Origin of the sequence: Pseudomonas sp. CFBP 13719, from assembly GCF_014842095.1 — a bacterium.
GTDB lineage: Bacteria > Pseudomonadota > Gammaproteobacteria > Pseudomonadales > Pseudomonadaceae > Aquipseudomonas.
In genome coordinates, this window is the sequence record NZ_JACYVB010000004.1 from 63,025 (window position 1) to 80,539 (window position 17,515).

A 17,515-nucleotide genomic window follows, 5' to 3' on the forward strand; every position below is an offset into this window, starting at 1 on the left:
GGAGCCCCATGCCTGAATTACCCGAAGTAGAAACCACTCGCCGGGGTATTGCTCCGCACCTGGAAGGGCAACGCGTGAGCCGCGTGATCGTCCGCGACCGGCGCCTGCGCTGGCCGATACCCGAAGACCTGGACGCGCGGCTGTCCGGGCAGCGGATCGTGGCCGTCGAGCGGCGGGCCAAGTACCTGTTGATCAACGCCGAAGTCGGCACCTTGATCAGCCACCTGGGCATGTCGGGCAACCTGCGCCTGGTCGAAGCCGGTCTGCCGCCGCTCAAGCACGAGCATGTCGACATCGAGCTGGAATCGGGCATGGCCTTGCGCTACACCGATCCGCGACGTTTCGGCGCCATGCTCTGGAGCCTGGATGCGCTCAACCACACATTGCTCCAGGGGCTGGGGCCCGAACCGTTGACCGAGCTGTTCGACGGCGAACGGCTGTTTCAGCTGTCGCGTGGCCGCAGCATGGCGGTCAAGCCGTTCATCATGGATAACGCGGTGGTGGTCGGGGTGGGTAATATCTACGCGACCGAAGCGCTGTTCGCCGCCGGTATCGACCCGCGCCGCGCGGCGGGGGGCATATCGCGCGGCCGCTACCTGCGCCTGGCGGTCGAGATCAAGCGCATCCTGGCCTACGCGATCGAACGCGGTGGTACCACGTTGCGCGACTTCATCGGCGGAGATGGCCAGCCGGGCTACTTTCAGCAGGAATTGTTCGCCTATGGCCGGGGTGGGCAGCTGTGCAAGGTCTGCGGTACCACCCTGCGCGAGGTCAAGCTGGGCCAGCGTGCCAGTGTGTATTGCCCGCGCTGCCAGACATGATCCGACTGCGCGCGGCCTGCACAATGGCGGGCAACTGATATAGTTACTTTTATCCCTGATGACCCCATCGCAAATCGCAGTCGCCCCACGTGAGCAGAAGGATTGTGCCATGAACCTGTTTCGAACCCTGTCGCTGGCGCTGATCGTCAGTTTCGGCCTGCACATCGTGCCGGTCACTGCCGCCGATTCGAGCATGAGCACGAGCAGCGGTGACCCGACCTACCAGATCCAGAATCCGCCGGCCTACGCCATGATTGGCGATCTGCTGATCGCGCGGCCGCTGCTGGTGGCGGCCACCATCGTCGGCGCGGGGCTGTTCGTGATCGCATTGCCGTTCACCGCCGCCGGCGGCAACGTCGGGGCCAGTGGCAAGGCCTTGGTGGTCGATCCGGGCCGGGCCGCTTTCGTGCGTTGCCTGGGCTGTACGCAGAGCGGCTACGGCAACCGCGACTGAGCCTGCCGCTGGCGCATCTGCCAGCGCGCTGGAATCAATGCTTGCCGGTGATCTGCTTGTACTTGGCCATCAGCTGTTCCTGGGATTCAGGATGCGCTTCGTCCAGCGGTATGCAATCCACCGGGCAGACCTGCTGGCATTGTGGTTCGTCGTAGTGGCCTACGCACTGGGTACACAGGTTGGGATCGATCACGTAGATCTCTTCCCCCTGGGAAATGGCAGCGTTCGGGCACTCGGGTTCGCAGACGTCGCAATTGATGCAATCGTCGGTGATGATAAGGGACATGAAGACTCCGGCCCGAGACTACGGCCCAGGCATGTGAAAACCGATGGCCGCAATTGTGCCGCATTAGCGCCCGCAGTGCACGCGGGCGCAACCACTGCCGGCTACTTGTTGCTGAAGCGCAGGGTGAGCGCCTCGGCCACGGCCGGATGGACGAACTTGGTGATGTCTCCACCCAGGGCCGCAATTTCCCGCACCAGCGTCGACGAAATGAAGGAATAGCGTTCCGAAGGGGTGAGGAACAGGCTTTCCACATCCGGAGCCAGTTGCCGGTTCATGTTGGCCAACTGGAACTCGTATTCGAAATCGGACACCGCCCGCAGGCCGCGCAGCAACACATTGGCGTTCTGTTCCTTGGCAAAGTGCGCGAGCAGGGTCGAGAAGCCCACGACCTCGACGTTCGGCAGGTGCCGCGTCACTTCGCGGGCCAACTCCACCCGTTGCTCGAGGGCGAACAGGGGGTTTTTCTTCGGGCTCGCGGCGACCGCGATGATCACGTGATCGAACAGGCGCGAGGCGCGTTCGACCAGATCACCGTGACCCTTGGTGATCGGGTCGAAGGTACCTGGGTACAACACTCGGTTCATCACGGCGTCCTGGCGGGAATCGGTTAAGGAGTGCGATGGTATCGCAGCCGGAGAGGTGGGCCAAGCCTGCATCCATGGCGCAATGCAAGCAGGATCGCCTGTGGCACGCTGTCGCGGTAGCTGGCCGTCCCTTGTAGGATGGCCGATAGCCGCGGCGAGCCGCGTGACGTGGCGTGCCGACTGCTACAGTGATTCATGCCGCGATGGATTCTGCCCGAGCTTTTCCAGCTGCGCGCGGATCTGTCATTCCTCAACTGCCGGAGCCCTCCATGCCCATCGCGCAACTGATCAGCCCACAAGCGCTCGCCGAACATGTCGACTCCCCTGGATGGGTCCTGCTGGACTGCCGCTACAGCCTGGAAGACGTCGACTACGGCCAGCGCAGCTATGCCGAAGGCCACATTGCCGGTGCCCACTTCGCCGACCTGGGTCGCGACCTCAGTGCGCCTGTGATCAAGGGCGTGACCGGGCGTCATCCGCTGCCCGAGCCTGGGCAATTGCAAGAGAGGTTGCAGCGCTGGGGTATCGGGGCAGACAGCCAGGTCGTCCTCTATGACGATGGCCCGGGTGCCTACGCGGCACGTGCATGGTGGCTGCTGGCATGGCTGGGCAAGCGTGACGGAGTGTTTCTTCTCGACGGCGGGCTGGCAGCCTGGCACGCCGCCGGGCTGCCCTTGAGTCTGGATGCGGCGTCCACGGAGCCGGGCGATTTTGTCGGTACCCCGGATCACGAACGTGTGCTCGATGCGGCCCACGTGCAGACGCGCCTGGAAGATCCGCAGCTGACGCTGCTCGATGCTCGAGCGCTGCCCAGGTTTCTGGGCGAGGTCGAACCCATCGACCCTGTCGCTGGGCACATTCCCGGCGCACAGTGCGCAGCCTTCACCGAGAACCTGGGGCCGGATGGGCGCTTCCTGCCGGTGCAGCAGCTGCGTGAACGCTTCGACGCCCAACTCAAGGGCCGACCTGCGCAACAGGCCGTAGCCTACTGTGGCTCGGGCGTCACCGCCTGCCACAACCTGTTCGCCATGGCCTTGGCGGGATACCCGTTGGCGACGCTGTATGCAGGTTCCTGGAGCGACTGGATCACCGATCCGCAGCGACCCGTGCAGAAGGGGCCATGAACTCGATCCACTGGTTCAGCCACTGCGGTATGCGCCGTTCCAGGTAATAGCCGGGCTGACGCAGGCTGCCATTGACGAAGCCGACGTGCCCGCCCCGCGCATGCAGCTCGAACTCGATGCAGGGCGACATTTCTTCGGCGGTGGGCAGGCTGTGGGGAAACACGAACGGATCGTCCTTGGCCTGGATGATCAGCGTGGGTTTGGCGACGCCGCCCAGGTAGTAGCGACTCGACGAGCTGCGATAGTAGTCCTGGGCATCCTTGAAGCCGTGCAGCGGGGCCGTGACCTGACCGTCGAAATCCCAGAAGGTCCTGATGCCCTGCAGCGAGCCCAGCGCTTCGAGCGCAGCCAGCCCCTCGTGCTGCCCCTCGTGCTGGAAGCGGCTGCGTTTGTCGGTCAGGTAGCCGAGCATGGCGCGCATGAAATGTGCCTGGTAGACCCTGGAAAAGCCCTGGGTCATGCGGTCGGCACACTGGTCCAGGCGAAACGGCACCGATACCGCCACCGCGGCCTGCAATGGGCTGGCCGCTCCGCTTTCACCCAGATGCTTGAGCAGGATGTTGCCGCCCAGTGAGTAACCCACGGCGTAAAGCGGCGCCTGGGGGCGCTGCTTACCCAGGTGTTCGAGCACGTGCAGCAAGTCTTCGCTGGCGCCGGAGTGGTAGCTGCGCGCCAACAGGTTGGGCTCGCCGGAGCAGCCGCGCCAGTTGACGGCCACGCTGGCGCAACCGTGCTGCCCCAACTGGCATTGCAGGCCGGCGACGTAGGGCGAATTGGATGATCCGGTCAGGCCGTGCAATACCAGCACCAATGGCGCATGGGGGGCGTGTGGGCCGTGCCAGTCGAGGTCGACGAAATCGCCATCCTCCAGCCACAGCCGTTCGCGCTCCCGCGCCAGTGCCGGTTGCTTGCGCCACAGGGGGCCCCACAGCGTCTGTATATGTGGGTTGCCCAGCCCAAGGGCCGGACGGAAATGAGGATGTGCTGCGTTCAACGTGACTGCCCTGGCAAGCCTGTGTCAGCCGCGCTGCCACAGGGAGTAGTAAACCTGTCCGGCTTTCTTCTCGCGGTGCAGGCGCCATGTTGCCGGCAACTGCAACGCCGAAGGCGGTGCTTCGCTCTCGGTGTAGATCCAGGCACGTTCGGCCAGCCAGCCTTTTTCTTCCAGCAGCGTGCAGGTCGCCGGCAGCAGGTTCTGGTGGAAGGGTGGGTCGAGGAATACCAGATCGAATGTGCTCGGGGTCTGGGTTTCCAGGTACTTCAACGCATCGCTTTGCAGCAACTGGCCCGTGGCGCAACCGAGCAGATCCAGATTGTGCCGAAGGCTGGAGATGGCGGTGGCATTGGCATCCAGCGCCAATGCCATGCTGGCGCCACGGGACAGCGCTTCGAGGTACAGGGCGCCGCTACCAGTGAAGGCGTCCAGCACCTTGGCACCTTCGATGTGCGCGGCCAGCCAGTTGAACAGCGTTTCACGCACCCGATCCGGGGTAGGGCGCAGACCGGGCGCTTCCGGGAAGCTCAGCTTGCGGCTGCGCCACTGGCCGCCAATGATGCGCAGGTGGCCTTGGCCACCATGGGGTTGCTTGGTGTTGACGCTGGCCATCAGTGCTCCGGTACGCCGAGCGGTTGCTCGTTGGGTGTGTCCGTGGGGGCCGGCAACGGTTGCTGCGCAACCTTGGGGCCAGCCGTGACGATCACCAGTTTATCGGCATCCAGATGTTTGTTCATCGCAGCTTTGACCTGCTCAACGGTCAGTGCCTGGGACTGCTGCAGGAAGTCTTCCATCCAGGTCAGCGGCATGTCGTAGAAACCGGTGGCGCCCAGTTGCGCGACGATGCTCGCGTTGCTGGCATTGGACAGCGGGAAGCTGCCAGCCTGCTCGCGCTTGGCGTTGTCCAGTTCTTCCTGAGTGGGACCGGTCTTGAGGTAATCGCGCAGGATGTCCTGCACCAGCTTCAAGGTACCGTCGCCGAGCTCGGCACGGGTCTGCAGGTTGATCAGGAACGGACCGCGCACCTGCATCGGCGTGAAGCCCGAGTACACCCCATAGGTCAGCCCGCGTTTTTCCCGGACCTCGCTCATCAGGCGGGTACCGAAGGAACCGCCGCCCAGGATCTGGTTGCCCATGGACAGTGCGGCGAAATCCGGATCCTTGCGGTCGATGCCCAGCTGCGCGATGAACATCTGCGTCTGCTTGGACGGGAAGTCGATATGGGTCACGCCGGCTGCGGGTGCGGCTGGTTGCGCCGGCTTGGCCAGCGCAGGGCCCTTGGGCAGGGCGCTGGATACCTGGGCGGCGATCTGCTCGGCTTCGCCGCGCGACAGATCGCCGACGATGGCGATGACCGCGTTGCCTGCAGCATAGGCACGCTTATGAAACGCCCGCAGCTGCTCGATGCTCAGGCCCGGCAGGCTCTTGGCGTCGCCTTCGCTGGGGTGTGCATACGGATGGCTGCCATACAGCTGCGTGAACAGCTCGTTGCTGGCCAGCTTGGCAGGGTTCTGCTTCTGGAACTCGAAGCTGGCGAGCAGTTGGTTCTTGATGCGTACCAGGGCGTCTGCCGGAAAGGTCGGTTTGCCGACGACATCGGCGAACAGCTTGAGCGCAGGGGTACGCTTGTCGGTATCGCTGAGGCTGCGCAGCGACGCCACGGCCATGTCGCGATAGGCGCCGTTGGAAAAGTCCGCACCCAGGCCTTCGAAGCCTTGGGCGATAGCGCTGACGTCCTTGCCGGCCACGCCTTCGTTGAGCATGGCATTGGTCAGCAGGGCGATGCCGGGATGGTTTTGATCCTGGCTGCTGCCGGCGGCGAAGGTAAGCCGCAGGTCGAACATCGGCAGCTCGTGGGCCTCGACGAACAGGACCTTGGCGCCTTCGGCGGTTTTCCAGCTCTGGATGTCGAGGCGGCGATGGCTGGGTGCGGTGTTGCCCAGCTCGCTCACCGATTGCAGGCCGCGCACGGGTTGGCCAGCGCCGGTGGCGTCCGCAGCCTGGACTGCGAAGGTGGCCAGGCAACCGGCAAGCACCAGGAAAGTCGAGCCAACCAGGAAACGACGGGGGGTGGTGGGCTCACTCATGAGCGGCTTCCTCTGGCAGAACGTGGGCGATACTCAAGCGATCGCGGGTGAAATAGGTGCGTGCGGCGCTCTGGATGTCCTGCGGCGTCACGCTCTTGAGGTCTTCTAGTTCGCTGTCCATGAGTTTCCACGACAGCCCCACGGTTTCGAGCATGCCGATGGTGGTGGCCTGGCTGCTGATGGAGTCGCGGCTGTAGACCAGGTCGGCGATGACCTGAGCGCGCACGCGCTCCACCTCGTCGGCAGAGGGCGGCGTGGTCTTGAGCTCGTCGAGCAGTTTCCAAAGCCCTTTCTCGACATCAGCGAGGGTCTTTTTCTTCTGCGCATTGGGCGTCGCGGAAATGAAGAACAGGCTGTCGCCGCGGGTGAAGGCGTCGTACCGGGCACCACCGCTGGAGATCAGTTCCTGTCCGCGTTCCAGGCGCGTGGCCATCCGCGCGCTGTAGCCGCCGTCGAGGAGGGCGGAAATCAGCCGCAGGGCCTGGACGTCGCGCGGCTTGTCGGCAGTGGCCAGCGCTGGGACGTTGAAGCCGTAGAGCAGGCTCGGCAGTTGGGTGCGTACATGCAATGTGGCCAGGCGCTGGCCGGGGTTGGCCAGTTCCAGCGGGATCTTCGCCGGCGGGGTGGGGCGCCGGGCGATGTTGCCGAAGAAGCGTTGCGCCAGGGCCTTGACCTCGTCCGGCTTGACGTCGCCCACCACCACCAGGGTGGCGTTGTTGGGCACGTACCAGGCCTGGTACCAATGGCGCAGCTCTTCGACCTTCATGCGTTCCAGGTCAGCCATCCAGCCGATGGTGGGCGTGTGGTAGCCACTGGCCGGGAAAGCCATGGCCTTGAATATCTCGTACGCCTTGGCACTGGGCTTGTCGTCGGTGCGCAGGCGGCGTTCTTCCTTGATGACTTCGATTTCCCGGGCGAATTCTTCGGCGGGCAGGCTGAGGCTGGCCATGCGGTCGGCTTCGAGGTCGAAGGCCACGGCCAGACGGTCCTTGGCTAGCACTTCGTAATAAGCGGTGTAGTCGTCGCTGGTGAAGGCGTTTTCTTCGGCGCCGAGGTCGCGCAGGATGCGCGAGCCTTCGCCGGGGCCCAGTTTGTCGGTGCCTTTGAACATCATGTGTTCAAGGGCGTGGGACAGGCCGGTCTGGCCGGGGGTTTCGTAGCTGGAGCCGACCTTGTACCAGATCTGGGAAACCACCACCGGGGCGCGGTGATCCTCGCGCACGACGACCTTGAGGCCGTTGTCCAGGGTGAATTCGTGCGTGGGCTGTGTATCGGCGGCAAAAGCTGCCAAAGGCAGGCTGAGCGTGCAGAGCAGCAGGCCTGCGGCGCGGCGGGCGAGGACATTCATGGGATTCAGAACCTTGAGAGCTGCCCGCGTGGCCTTAGCGTCTACGGGCGAGGAGGTGCTAGGATACTGATCCGGTTCGCTGGGGGCCATGCCTGGAAGGCATGAACCTGCCCGGGCAACTCGACAAAATGTTGCGCGTGAACGAGCCGGCGTAAAAGCAGTCTGTGTTGCGTCTTCGAATTTTTTCCGACTCGCCGCCTGGCGCGTCGCTACCTTGAGATAGCCGTCTTCCATGTTTGGTTCCAACGACGACAAAAAGACCCCGGCCCCGGCCGGTGAAAAGAAAGGCCTGTTCGGATGGCTGCGCAAGAAGCCGCAGACACCTGTCGCCGAACAGCCGCCAACCCCTGCCGCCCAGAATCTGCCCGCAGAAGCCGACGCCGCTGCCGAGGCGATCCCGCAGGCTTCCGTCGAAGCCGCAGTCGCGCTCGCACCGGAGCCGGTTCTGGCGCCGCAGGCCGAGCCCGCTGCCGCACCTGCCGAACAGCCTGCCCCGCACGGCCTGGTGCTCCCGGTGCCCGAGGAACCGGTGGCGCTGGTCGAGGACGATGCCCCGCAAACGCCGCCGGTCATCGCTCCGCGGCCGGAAGCGCCGGCCCCGGTGGCCGTCGAGCCTGTTCCTGTTCCTGTTCCTGTTTCGCCACCAGCTCCTGCAGCGCCCAGCGCGCCAGCCCCGGTACCTGCGCCTCCTTCGCCAGTGCAAGTGCCCGTGCCCACCGTGGCTGCGCCCCGTGTCGAAGCGCCGACGCCTGCCGTCGCTGCCGCGCAACCTCCAGGGCAGACCAAGACCGGCTTCTTTGCGCGCCTCAAGCAGGGCCTGGCCAAGACCAGCGCCAGCCTTGGCGAAGGCATGGCCAGCCTGTTTCTGGGCAACAAGATCATTGACGACGACCTGCTCGAAGAGCTGGAAACCCGCCTGTTGACCGCCGACGTCGGCGTCGAGGCCACGTCGGTGATCATCCAGAGCCTGACCCGCAGGGTCGCGCGCAAGGAGCTGACCGACGCCGCCGCCTTGTACAAGGCTTTGCAAAGCGAGCTGACTGCCCTGCTGCGGCCGGTCGAGCAGCCATTGGTGATCAAGGCCGAGCACCAGCCATTCGTGATTCTGGTGGTGGGCGTCAACGGCGCCGGCAAGACCACCACCATCGGCAAGCTGGCCAAGAAGCTGCAGCTCGAAGGCAAGAAGGTCATGCTGGCGGCGGGTGACACGTTCCGTGCCGCAGCCGTCGAGCAGTTGCAGGTGTGGGGCGAGCGCAACAATATCCCGGTTATCGCCCAGCACACCGGTGCCGATTCCGCCTCGGTGATCTTCGATGCCGTGCAAGCCGCCAAGTCGCGCGGCATCGATGTCCTGATCGCCGACACTGCCGGGCGTCTGCACACCAAGGACAACCTGATGGAAGAGCTGAAGAAGGTCCGTCGGGTGATGGGCAAGCTCGACGAGCAGGCGCCGCACGAAGTCCTGCTGGTGCTCGACGCCGGTACCGGGCAGAACGCGATCAACCAGGCCAAGCAGTTCAACCAGACCGTGGCCCTGACCGGCCTGGCGCTGACCAAGCTCGACGGCACCGCCAAGGGCGGGGTGATCTTTGCGCTGGCCAAGCAGTTCGGCCTGCCCATTCGCTACATCGGCGTGGGCGAGGGCATCGACGACCTGCGTAGCTTCGAGGCAGAACCCTTCGTCCAGGCCTTGTTCGCCGAGCGGGAGCCTTCATGATTCGATTCGAACAGGTTGCCAAGCGCTACCCCAACGGCCATGTCGGTCTGCATGAACTGAGCTTCCGGGTGCGGCGTGGCGAATTCCTGTTCGTTACCGGTCATTCCGGCGCGGGCAAAAGTACCTTGCTGCGCCTGCTGCTGGCGATGGAACGGCCCACCAGCGGCAAGCTGCTGCTGGCCGGCCAGGATCTGGGGCAGATCACCAATGCGCAGATCCCGTTCCTGCGCCGCCAGATCGGCGTGGTGTTCCAGAATCACCAGCTGCTGTTCGACCGTACGGTGTTCAACAACATCGCCTTGCCGCTGCAGATTCTCGGCTTGAGCAAGCCGGAAATCGCCAAGAAGGTCGATTCGGCGCTCGAGCGCGTGGCATTGGCAGACAAGGCCGACCTGTACCCCGGCGACTTGTCGACGGGCCAGCAACAGCGCGTGGGCATTGCCCGGGCCATCGTCCATCAGCCAGCCTTGCTGCTCGCCGATGAACCCACCGGCAACCTCGATCCGCGTCTGGCGGCCGAGATCATGGGGGTCTTCGAAGACATCAACCGGCTAGGCACCAGCGTGCTGATTGCCAGCCACGATCTGGCGCTGATCGCGCGCATGCGTCATCGCATGCTGACGCTGCAGCGCGGACGCCTGATCGGTGACGGAGAGGCAGGACAATGAGTGCGACACGCAGCCCCAAGGTCGCGGACCGGGTAGCGCCCAAGGGCGGCGAGCCCACACCGCAGAAGCCGAAGAAACGCCAGCGTGACGAAGACGACGGGCCGCCGTTCAGCAGCCTGCTGCGCGCCTGGGTCGAAAGCCATCGCGCCAGTTGGGTAGACAGCCTGCGCCGTCTGGGCAAGCAGCCGATCGGCAGCTTCTTTACCTGCCTGGTCATGGCCGTGGCCTTGAGCCTGCCCATGGGCCTGTCTTTGCTGCTCAAGAACGTCGAGCGATTGGGCGGTTCGTGGCAGCGCGCGGCGCAAATCTCCTTGTATCTGGAACTCGATGCCGGCGAGCGCGAGGGCCAGGCCCTGGTGACGCAGATCAAGGGGCTGTCGGGCGTGGCGCAGGCCGAGTTCATCAGTCGCGAGCAGGCGCTGGGTGAGTTTCAGCAGCAGTCGGGGCTGGGCGAGGCGCTCAAGGAACTGCCCGAGAACCCACTGCCCGGCGTAGTGGTGGTCACCCCGCTGGAAATCGACAAGGCCGCCCTGGAAACCCTGCGCCAGCAACTCGCCGAACTGCCCAAGGTGCAGCAGGCGCAGCTTGACCTGGTGTGGGTGGAGCGGCTGGCGGCGATCCTCAAGCTGGGCGACCGGTTCGTGTTTGGCCTGACCCTGCTGCTGGTTTCGGCGTTGCTGCTGGTGATCGGCAACACCATTCGTCTGCACATCGAGAACCGACGCATCGAAATCGAGGTCATCAAATTGGTAGGGGGCACGGATAGCTATGTGCGTCGACCTTTCCTGTACATGGGTGCGCTGTATGGCTTCGGCGCAGGCATTTTTGCCTGGGGTATACTGGCGTTCGGCCTGGATTGGCTCAACGATGCGGTCACCGGGCTTTCCGGCTTGTACGGCAGTGACTTCGCCTTGGGTGGGGTTCCCGTCGCCGACGGCTTGTCGCTCTTGCTAGGCGCGGTATTGTTAGGGTATATCGGTGCGTGGATTGCGGTCTGGCGGCACCTGCGCGAACTGGCGCCGCGTTAGCCTGCAACAGATATGTGTGCTGTTCGAACGTGTATTCAAAGTTAACTTTATTGTCATTGGCCATTAAAGCGTCATAGGGAACTTGTCTACTGGTTTCCGGTCAATTTTTCGCAGTGCCTGCGGGCACGAGTCATGTGAGTCGGAGGTTTTTTCGTATGACCACTTCTTTGCAACCTGCTTATGCGCTGGTGCCGGGTGCAAACCTGGAAGCCTATGTGCACACGGTGAACAGCATTCCCTTGCTGACACCCGAGCAGGAGCGTGAACTGGCCGAGAGTCTCTACTATGAGCAGGATCTTGGAGCGGCTCGGCAGATGGTGCTCGCTCACCTGCGTTTCGTCGTGCACATTGCGCGCAGCTATTCGGGCTACGGCCTGGCTCAAGCCGACCTTATCCAGGAAGGCAACGTCGGCCTAATGAAGGCCGTGAAGCGTTTCAACCCGGAAATGGGTGTGCGCCTGGTGTCGTTCGCCGTGCACTGGATCAAGGCTGAAATTCACGAGTTCATCCTGCGCAACTGGCGCATCGTCAAGGTGGCGACCACCAAGGCGCAGCGCAAGCTGTTCTTCAACCTGCGCAGCCAGAAAAAGCGTCTGGCCTGGCTGAACAACGAGGAAGTGCACCGCGTGGCCGAAAGCCTGGGTGTGGAGCCGCGTGAAGTCCGCGAGATGGAAAGCCGCCTGACCGGCCATGACATGGCCTTCGATCCGGCTGCCGAAGCAGACGACGACAGTGCGTTCCAGTCCCCGGCCAACTACCTGGAAGACCATCGCTACGACCCGGCGCGCCAACTGGAAGACGCCGATTGGAGCGACAACTCCAACACCAACCTGCACGAAGCCCTGCAGGTGCTGGACGATCGCAGCCGTGACATCCTCTACCAGCGCTGGCTGGCCGAGGAAAAGGCGACGCTGCACGAGCTGGCCGAGAAGTACAACGTGTCGGCCGAGCGCATTCGTCAGTTGGAGAAGAGTGCGATGAACAAGCTGAAGGTTTCCATCGCGGCTTGATGTGCTGATGTGTTGAATTGAAAAGCCCCGACTGGTTCGGGGCTTTTTGTTGCCTGGCAGGAAGTCTTCGCGAGAGAGGGCTTGCCGTCCGCCCGCAATCCCACACAGACGTGGCCTAATCGGCCCAGGGCGCCGGGCGCGGCATGTTCAGGCGCAGAAGATAGTCATGGCCGCCCAGCTGGCCCATCTGCTGGCGGATCCAGCCCGCGCGGCGAGCTACGTAAGGGCTGGGCCGGCTGGCACTCCAGTTTCGCGGGTTGGGCAGCACGGCGGCCAGCAGGCTGGCTTGTTGGCGGGACAGTTGAGCCGCGCCAACGCCGAAATGATGCCGCGCGGCCGCTTCGGCGCCGAACACGCCGTCGTCCCATTCCGCGCTGTTGAGGTAGACCTCGAGAATGCGCTGCTTGGACCAGAAGATTTCGATCAGACCGGTGAACCACGCCTCCAGGCCTTTGCGCAACCAGCTGCGGCCCGACCATAGAAATACGTTCTTCGCCACCTGCTGGCTCAGAGTGCTGGCACCGCGCAGCGAGCCACCTTCTTCGTTGTGCGCAAACGCCGCACGGATGGCGGCGATGTCGAAGCCCCAATGCTCGGCGAACCGTTGATCTTCACCAGCGATCACCGCCACCTTGAGATCGTCGGCGATGTTCGCCCAGGATTGCCAATCGCGTTGCAGGTCGATCGGCTGGCCGTCGATCAGGGATTCGATCTTGCGTTCGGCCATGAGCATGGTGCCCGGCGGAGGGATGAAGCGAAAGATCACCACCACGGCCACGCTTGCGGCGACGAACCAGAGCAGGGTCTTGCACAGACGGCGGAAGAAGGATTGCAGCATGAAGGGCTTGGCCTGGCCGGGTGAGCGGGCCATTATACAGACCCTGCGGTGCAACACGGCTTTATGAGGACACACCTGGATGCTGCGTACGTTCATGATGCTGGCTGCGTTCTTCGGCTTTACCGGTGTGGCGCTCGGTGCCTTCGCCGCCCACGGTTTGAAGAACCGCCTGAGCGCCGAGTACCTGGCCATTTTCCAGACCGGCGTCAGCTACCAACTTATCCACACCCTGGCGTTGTTCGGGGTCGCGCTGCTCAGCGTCCATGTGCCAGGGCGTCTGGTGGGCTGGGCGGGCGCGCTGTTCTGTCTGGGTATCGTGTTGTTCTCGGGCAGCCTGTATCTGTTGACCCTGACCGGCGTCAGCAAGCTGGGTATCGTTACCCCGTTCGGCGGCCTGGCATTGCTCGCCGGTTGGCTGTGCCTGGGTATGGTCGCCTGGCGCCTGGGCTGATGGCGCGGGTGGTCGGCTTGGCCTTGGGAATCCTCGGCGATCGGGCTAGAATGGCGACCCCCAAAAAATGATGGCTGCCGACCGCATGCGCATTCAATTGAACGGCGACCCTTTCGAACTTCCCGACGGCGAAACCGTTGCCGGGCTGCTGGTCCGTCTCGAGTTGGTCGGCCGCCGCGTGGCCGTCGAGCTGAACCAGGACATCGTCCCGCGCAGCCAGCACGGCGACACCGTACTGGGCGAGGGTGACCAGATCGAAGTGGTTCACGCCATCGGCGGCGGCTGATCGAGTCGCCGGCACCTTCCACGTTCGTATCTTTACCTCAGCAGAGGAATTCCGATGAGCAATGCTCGCATTGACAAGCCATTCACCCTGGCCGGTCGCACCTTCGAGTCGCGCCTTCTGGTCGGCACCGGCAAGTACCGCGACCTCGAGCAGACGCGCCTGGCCATCGAGGCTTCGGGCGCCCAGATCGTCACGGTCGCCGTGCGCCGCACCAATATCGGCCAGAACCCCGGCGAGCCGAACCTGCTCGACGTGCTGCCGCCGGATCGCTACACCATCCTGCCCAACACTGCCGGTTGCTACGACGCCGTGGAAGCGGTGCGCACCTGCCGCCTGGCCCGCGAACTGCTCGATGGCCACAACCTGGTCAAGCTGGAAGTGCTGGCCGACCAGAAGACCCTGTTCCCCAATGTGATCGAAACCCTCAAGGCCGCCGAAGTGCTGGTCAAGGACGGTTTCGACGTGATGGTCTACACCAGCGATGATCCGATCATCGCTCGCCAGTTGGCCGAGATCGGCTGCATCGCAGTCATGCCGCTGGCTGGCTTGATCGGCACTGGCCTGGGTATCTGCAATCCGTACAACCTGCAGATCATTCTGGAAGAAGCCAAGGTCCCGGTGCTGGTCGATGCCGGCGTGGGTACCGCGTCCGATGCAACCATTGCCATGGAACTGGGCTGTGAAGCGGTGCTGATGAACTCGGCCATCGCCCACGCGCAGGATCCGATCATGATGGGCGCGGCCATGAAGCACGCCATCATTGCCGGGCGCATGGCCTATCTGGCCGGGCGCATGCCGAAAAAACTCTATGCCAGCGCCTCTTCGCCGCTGGATGGCCTGATCAAGTAAGAGCCCCCGATGACTGACTCGCAAGAAACGCCAACGTCCAACGAAGGCGAACCGCGCCAGCACCGCGCTATCAAGAGCTTCGTGATGCGCGCCGGGCGCATGACCGAAGGCCAGCAGCGTGGCCTGGACCAGGGCAAGCCGCTGTTCGTGCTGCCACTGACTGATGAGCCGGCCAATTTTGACCAGGTGTTCGGTCGCAGTGCGCCGCGCACCCTGGAAATCGGCTTCGGCATGGGCCATTCGCTGCTCGAAATGGCAGCGGCCTCGCCGGAACTGGATTTCATCGGTGTTGAAGTACACCGGCCTGGCGTTGGCGCACTGCTCAACGGCGTGCTGACCCAGGGTTTGAAAAATCTGAGGGTCTACGACTGCGATGCAATTGAAGTGCTCAAGCAGTGCGTTGCCGACAACAGCCTGGATCGCCTGCTGCTGTTTTTCCCGGACCCTTGGCACAAGGCGCGCCACCACAAGCGGCGCATCGTCCAGCCGGCGTTCGCCGAACTGGTGCGCAGCAAGCTGAAAGTCGGTGGTGTGCTGCACATGGCGACCGATTGGGAACCCTATGCCGAGTACATGCTGGAAGTCATGAATGTCGCGCCCGGTTACCGCAACCAGGCGGCCGACGGCGGTTGCGTACCGCGTCCGGCCGAGCGGCCGGTGACCAAGTTCGAGCGCCGCGGTGAGCGGCTGGGGCATGGGGTGTGGGATCTGAAGTTCGAGAAAGTTGATTGAAGAGGGTTTAGAAGTCTTCGCAGCCAATGGCTGTTCCTACAGGTCTACGCGTGGCCTCGTAGGAGCGGTCAGTGGCCGCGATGAGTCCGTCAGTGCTCACGCATCACTTGCGATCAGCGACGATCCCCAGCAGCACAAGCACCACCAACAGCACCGGCGCCAGGCTGTAGTTGTTGAACTGGCTCAACCCCTTCAGCACCCAGGGCGTGGCATAGATCAAGGCCGCGCCGCTGCCGATCACGCACATCAAGGCGATCAGGGGCACCCGCAGCATGCCTGAGAGCGAGCCCAGGCGGCCCTCGGCCCACGCCTTCACATCGGCGCCGAACAGCACCAGCACACAGCCCACCAAGGCCAGGGAGATCTCCGAAAGGTTGCCTCGGCCCCAGCGGGACACGGTGGCGAGCAGATCGAGCACGAAATCCATCAGGACAATCCTTATACCAGGAAGTATTGCAGCAGGTCGTTGAGGAACAGCTGCCCGCGGGCAGTGGCCACCAGACGCGTCGGTTCGACCTGTAAAAGGCCCTTTTGTTCGGCGCTGGCGCGTGCCGTCGCCAGTGACTGTAGGGACAGGCCGGTGCGTTGCGCGAACAGAGTGGCGTCGACGCCCTCGGTGAGGCGCAATGCATTCATCAGGAACTCGAAAGGCAACTCGTCCGTGGCCAAGGCTTTCTCGCCGGCCTTGAATGACTTGGCGGGGTTCAGGTAATCCTTGGGCAGGCGGGTCTTCCAGGTACGCACGATGCGTCTATCAGGGTGGCTCAGCTTGCCATGGGCACCGGCGCCGATGCCGATGAAGTCGCCGAAGCTCCAGTAGTTGAGGTTGTGCCGCGCTGCCTTGCCTGGCCTGGCATAGGCCGACACTTCGTACTGGCTGAAGCCATGCTCGGCCAGCAGGGCCTGACCGGCCTCCTGGATGTCCCAGAGGGTATCGTCCTCGGGCAGCACGGGCGGCTGGTTCCAGAACACCGTGTTGGGTTCCAGGGTCAGTTGGTACCAGGACAGGTGCGTGGGCGCCAGGGCGATGGCCTGGCGCAGATCGTCCAGTGCCTCTTCCAGGGACTGATCGGGCAGGCCGTGCATCAGGTCCAGGTTGAAGTTGTCGAAACCGGCGCGGCGCGCCATCTCAGCAGCGCGCAGGGCTTCGTCACCGGTGTGGATGCGGCCCAGGGCTTCGAGCTTCTGCGCCTGGAAGCTCTGGATACCGATGGACAGGCGATTGATCCCCAGCTTGCGGTAGGCGACGAACTTGTCCTGTTCGAAGGTACCGGGGTTGGCCTCCAGGGTGATCTCGATGTCGGGCGCGAAGGCGATGCGTTGCTCGACGCCGGCCAGCAGTCGGCCCAAGGCAGCCGCGCTGAACAGGCTGGGGGTGCCACCGCCGAAGAAGATCGAGCTCAGCGGGCGTCCGTAGACAGCGGGCAAGTCCTGGTCCAGGTCGGCCAGCAGCGCATCGACGTATTCTTCTTCAGGCAGAACCGGGCTGGCGGTGTGGGAATTGAAGTCGCAGTACGGGCATTTGCGCACGCACCAGGGGATGTGGATGTACAGCGCCAGGGGTGGCAATTGCGCCAGCGCCTGGTCGGGACGCGGTGCCGGCGGATAAAGCAGTTGGTCGTTCATGCAAGGCTCAGGCGTTGGCGCAGCAAGGCCATGGCACGGGCGCGGTGGCTCAGTTGGTTCTTTTGCGTAGGGTCGAGTTCGGCGCTTGAGCAGTTGCGTTCGGGCACCCAGAACAGTGGGTCGTAGCCGAATCCATGGGCGCCGCTGGCGGTGTGAAGGATGCGACCGTGCCACAGCCCTTCGCAGAGGATCGGCAGCGGGTCGTCGGCGTGCCGCACCAGGGCCAGGACGCAGACGAACTGCGCGCCGCGCTGCTCGTCGGGCACGCCCTGCAAGGCGTCGAGCAGCTTGGCATTGTTGGCGGCATCGCCCTGGCCATCGGCATAGCGCGCCGAATAGATGCCCGGCGCACCACCAAGAAAGTCCACGGCCAGGCCGGAATCGTCGGCCAATGCCGGCAGGCCGGACAGGCGTGCGGCGTTGCGTGCCTTGAGGATGGCATTCTCGACGAACGACAGTCCGGTTTCCTCGGGCTCGACCTGGCTGAATTCACCGACCGAACGAAGTTGCACCGCCCCGCCGAGCATGGCCTGCAGTTCCTTGAGCTTGCCGGCGTTATGGCTGGCGAGGACGAGTTGGGTGAAGTTGATCATGGTTGTGAATATATCTCGA

At 63.9% G+C, this 17,515-nt stretch carries 21 protein-coding genes; 11 read left to right on the forward strand and 10 right to left on the reverse strand.

Annotated elements, in window-relative coordinates; genetic code table 11:
• Positions 1 to 8 precede the first annotated feature (8 nt).
• Together mutM and IFT57_RS14910 are read left to right on the forward strand one after the other, a co-directional pair.
• Positions 9 to 821, forward strand: coding sequence for a bifunctional DNA-formamidopyrimidine glycosylase/DNA-(apurinic or apyrimidinic site) lyase (gene mutM / locus IFT57_RS14905; protein WP_192151908.1), 813 nt, complete (start codon positions 9 to 11; stop codon positions 819 to 821).
• Between the two features lie 109 nt (positions 822 to 930).
• Positions 931 to 1,275 (forward strand): multidrug transporter, encoded by a 345-nt coding sequence (locus IFT57_RS14910; RefSeq protein WP_192151909.1) that lies wholly within the window; start codon positions 931 to 933, stop codon positions 1,273 to 1,275.
• 34 nt (positions 1,276 to 1,309) lie between these two features.
• On the opposite strand, the gene IFT57_RS14915 is transcribed toward IFT57_RS14910, so the two are convergent.
• Positions 1,310 to 1,561 (reverse strand): YfhL family 4Fe-4S dicluster ferredoxin, encoded by a 252-nt coding sequence (locus IFT57_RS14915; RefSeq protein ID WP_043191560.1) that lies wholly within the window; start codon positions 1,559 to 1,561, stop codon positions 1,310 to 1,312.
• A gap of 101 nt (positions 1,562 to 1,662) precedes the next feature.
• Positions 1,663 to 2,145, reverse strand: a complete 483-nt coding sequence (coaD, locus tag IFT57_RS14920; protein ID WP_122480527.1) for a pantetheine-phosphate adenylyltransferase — start codon at positions 2,143 to 2,145, stop codon at positions 1,663 to 1,665.
• A 269-nt stretch (positions 2,146 to 2,414) separates the two neighbouring features.
• On the opposite strand from coaD, the gene IFT57_RS14925 reads away from it, so the two are divergent.
• Positions 2,415 to 3,269: a sulfurtransferase gene (locus IFT57_RS14925; RefSeq protein WP_192151910.1), complete on the forward strand. Its 855-nt coding sequence runs from the start codon at positions 2,415 to 2,417 to the stop codon at positions 3,267 to 3,269.
• Here the strand turns inward: IFT57_RS14925 and IFT57_RS14930 are convergent.
• Genes IFT57_RS14930 through IFT57_RS14945 form a run of 4 tightly spaced genes read right to left on the reverse strand, consistent with a single transcriptional unit; the run spans position 3,232 to position 7,698 of the window.
• The gene (locus tag IFT57_RS14930) at positions 3,232 to 4,263 is read right to left on the reverse strand and encodes a hydrolase (RefSeq protein ID WP_192151911.1); all 1,032 of its coding nucleotides are present in this window, start codon (positions 4,261 to 4,263) and stop codon (positions 3,232 to 3,234) included. The two genes, IFT57_RS14925 and IFT57_RS14930, sit on opposite strands and share 38 nt — an antisense overlap.
• Positions 4,264 to 4,287: 24 nt before the next feature.
• On the reverse strand, positions 4,288 to 4,875 hold the full coding sequence (gene rsmD / locus IFT57_RS14935; protein WP_192151912.1) for a 16S rRNA (guanine(966)-N(2))-methyltransferase RsmD: 588 nt from the start codon (positions 4,873 to 4,875) through the stop codon (positions 4,288 to 4,290).
• A complete protein-coding gene (locus tag IFT57_RS14940) occupies positions 4,875 to 6,350 on the reverse strand; it encodes a M16 family metallopeptidase (RefSeq protein WP_122795924.1) in 1,476 nt (491 codons plus the stop codon). The genes rsmD and IFT57_RS14940 overlap by 1 nt, the downstream gene beginning before the upstream one ends.
• Positions 6,343 to 7,698, reverse strand: a complete 1,356-nt coding sequence (locus IFT57_RS14945) for a M16 family metallopeptidase (protein ID WP_192151913.1) — start codon at positions 7,696 to 7,698, stop codon at positions 6,343 to 6,345. Before IFT57_RS14945 ends, IFT57_RS14940 begins: the two co-directional genes overlap by 8 nt.
• Before the next feature lie 232 nt (positions 7,699 to 7,930).
• Between IFT57_RS14945 and ftsY the strand changes: the two genes are divergently transcribed.
• The 4 genes from ftsY to rpoH all read left to right on the forward strand — a co-directional run bounded on the left by ftsY (position 7,931) and on the right by rpoH (position 12,121).
• Positions 7,931 to 9,415: a signal recognition particle-docking protein FtsY gene (ftsY, locus tag IFT57_RS14950; RefSeq protein ID WP_192151914.1), complete on the forward strand. Its 1,485-nt coding sequence runs from the start codon at positions 7,931 to 7,933 to the stop codon at positions 9,413 to 9,415.
• Positions 9,412 to 10,083: a cell division ATP-binding protein FtsE gene (ftsE, locus tag IFT57_RS14955; RefSeq protein ID WP_122480520.1), complete on the forward strand. Its 672-nt coding sequence runs from the start codon at positions 9,412 to 9,414 to the stop codon at positions 10,081 to 10,083. Before ftsY ends, ftsE begins: the two co-directional genes overlap by 4 nt.
• Complete coding sequence (gene ftsX, locus IFT57_RS14960) at positions 10,080 to 11,111, forward strand: permease-like cell division protein FtsX (protein WP_122714503.1); 1,032 nt, start codon at positions 10,080 to 10,082, stop codon at positions 11,109 to 11,111. Before ftsE ends, ftsX begins: the two co-directional genes overlap by 4 nt.
• Positions 11,112 to 11,266: 155 nt before the next feature.
• Positions 11,267 to 12,121 carry an RNA polymerase sigma factor RpoH gene (gene rpoH, locus IFT57_RS14965; RefSeq protein WP_043191535.1) on the forward strand — a complete coding sequence of 285 codons (855 nt, stop codon included), beginning with the start codon at positions 11,267 to 11,269 and terminating at the stop codon, positions 12,119 to 12,121.
• 115 nt (positions 12,122 to 12,236) lie between these two features.
• Here rpoH and mtgA read toward each other — a convergent pair whose 3' ends face one another.
• The gene (gene mtgA, locus IFT57_RS14970; RefSeq protein WP_244657349.1) at positions 12,237 to 12,992 is read right to left on the reverse strand and encodes a monofunctional biosynthetic peptidoglycan transglycosylase; all 756 of its coding nucleotides are present in this window, start codon (positions 12,990 to 12,992) and stop codon (positions 12,237 to 12,239) included.
• A gap of 46 nt (positions 12,993 to 13,038) precedes the next feature.
• Here mtgA and IFT57_RS14975 point away from each other — a divergent pair, with 46 nt between their 5' ends.
• The 4 genes from IFT57_RS14975 (at position 13,039) to trmB (ending at position 15,277) form a co-directional block, all read left to right on the forward strand.
• Positions 13,039 to 13,410, forward strand: coding sequence for a DUF423 domain-containing protein (locus IFT57_RS14975; RefSeq protein WP_122480518.1), 372 nt, complete (start codon positions 13,039 to 13,041; stop codon positions 13,408 to 13,410).
• Between the two features lie 70 nt (positions 13,411 to 13,480).
• Positions 13,481 to 13,696 (forward strand): sulfur carrier protein ThiS, encoded by a 216-nt coding sequence (gene thiS / locus IFT57_RS14980; protein ID WP_342030363.1) that lies wholly within the window; start codon positions 13,481 to 13,483, stop codon positions 13,694 to 13,696.
• Between the two features lie 54 nt (positions 13,697 to 13,750).
• Positions 13,751 to 14,545 (forward strand): thiazole synthase, encoded by a 795-nt coding sequence (locus IFT57_RS14985; RefSeq protein WP_122480517.1) that lies wholly within the window; start codon positions 13,751 to 13,753, stop codon positions 14,543 to 14,545.
• Positions 14,546 to 14,554: 9 nt separating this feature from the next.
• Entirely contained in the window at positions 14,555 to 15,277 is a 723-nt protein-coding gene (gene trmB / locus IFT57_RS14990; RefSeq protein ID WP_192151915.1) for a tRNA (guanosine(46)-N7)-methyltransferase TrmB, read from the forward strand.
• 103 nt (positions 15,278 to 15,380) lie between these two features.
• On the opposite strand, the gene IFT57_RS14995 is transcribed toward trmB, so the two are convergent.
• The 3 genes from IFT57_RS14995 to rdgB are packed head-to-tail and all read right to left on the reverse strand — an operon-like array spanning position 15,381 to position 17,496.
• Entirely contained in the window at positions 15,381 to 15,704 is a 324-nt protein-coding gene (locus IFT57_RS14995) for a DUF3392 domain-containing protein (protein ID WP_122480515.1), read from the reverse strand.
• Between the two features lie 11 nt (positions 15,705 to 15,715).
• Positions 15,716 to 16,903, reverse strand: a complete 1,188-nt coding sequence (gene hemW, locus IFT57_RS15000; protein ID WP_192151916.1) for a radical SAM family heme chaperone HemW — start codon at positions 16,901 to 16,903, stop codon at positions 15,716 to 15,718.
• The gene (rdgB, locus tag IFT57_RS15005; protein ID WP_192151917.1) at positions 16,900 to 17,496 is read right to left on the reverse strand and encodes an RdgB/HAM1 family non-canonical purine NTP pyrophosphatase; all 597 of its coding nucleotides are present in this window, start codon (positions 17,494 to 17,496) and stop codon (positions 16,900 to 16,902) included. The genes hemW and rdgB overlap by 4 nt, the downstream gene beginning before the upstream one ends.
• Positions 17,497 to 17,515 lie beyond the last annotated feature (19 nt).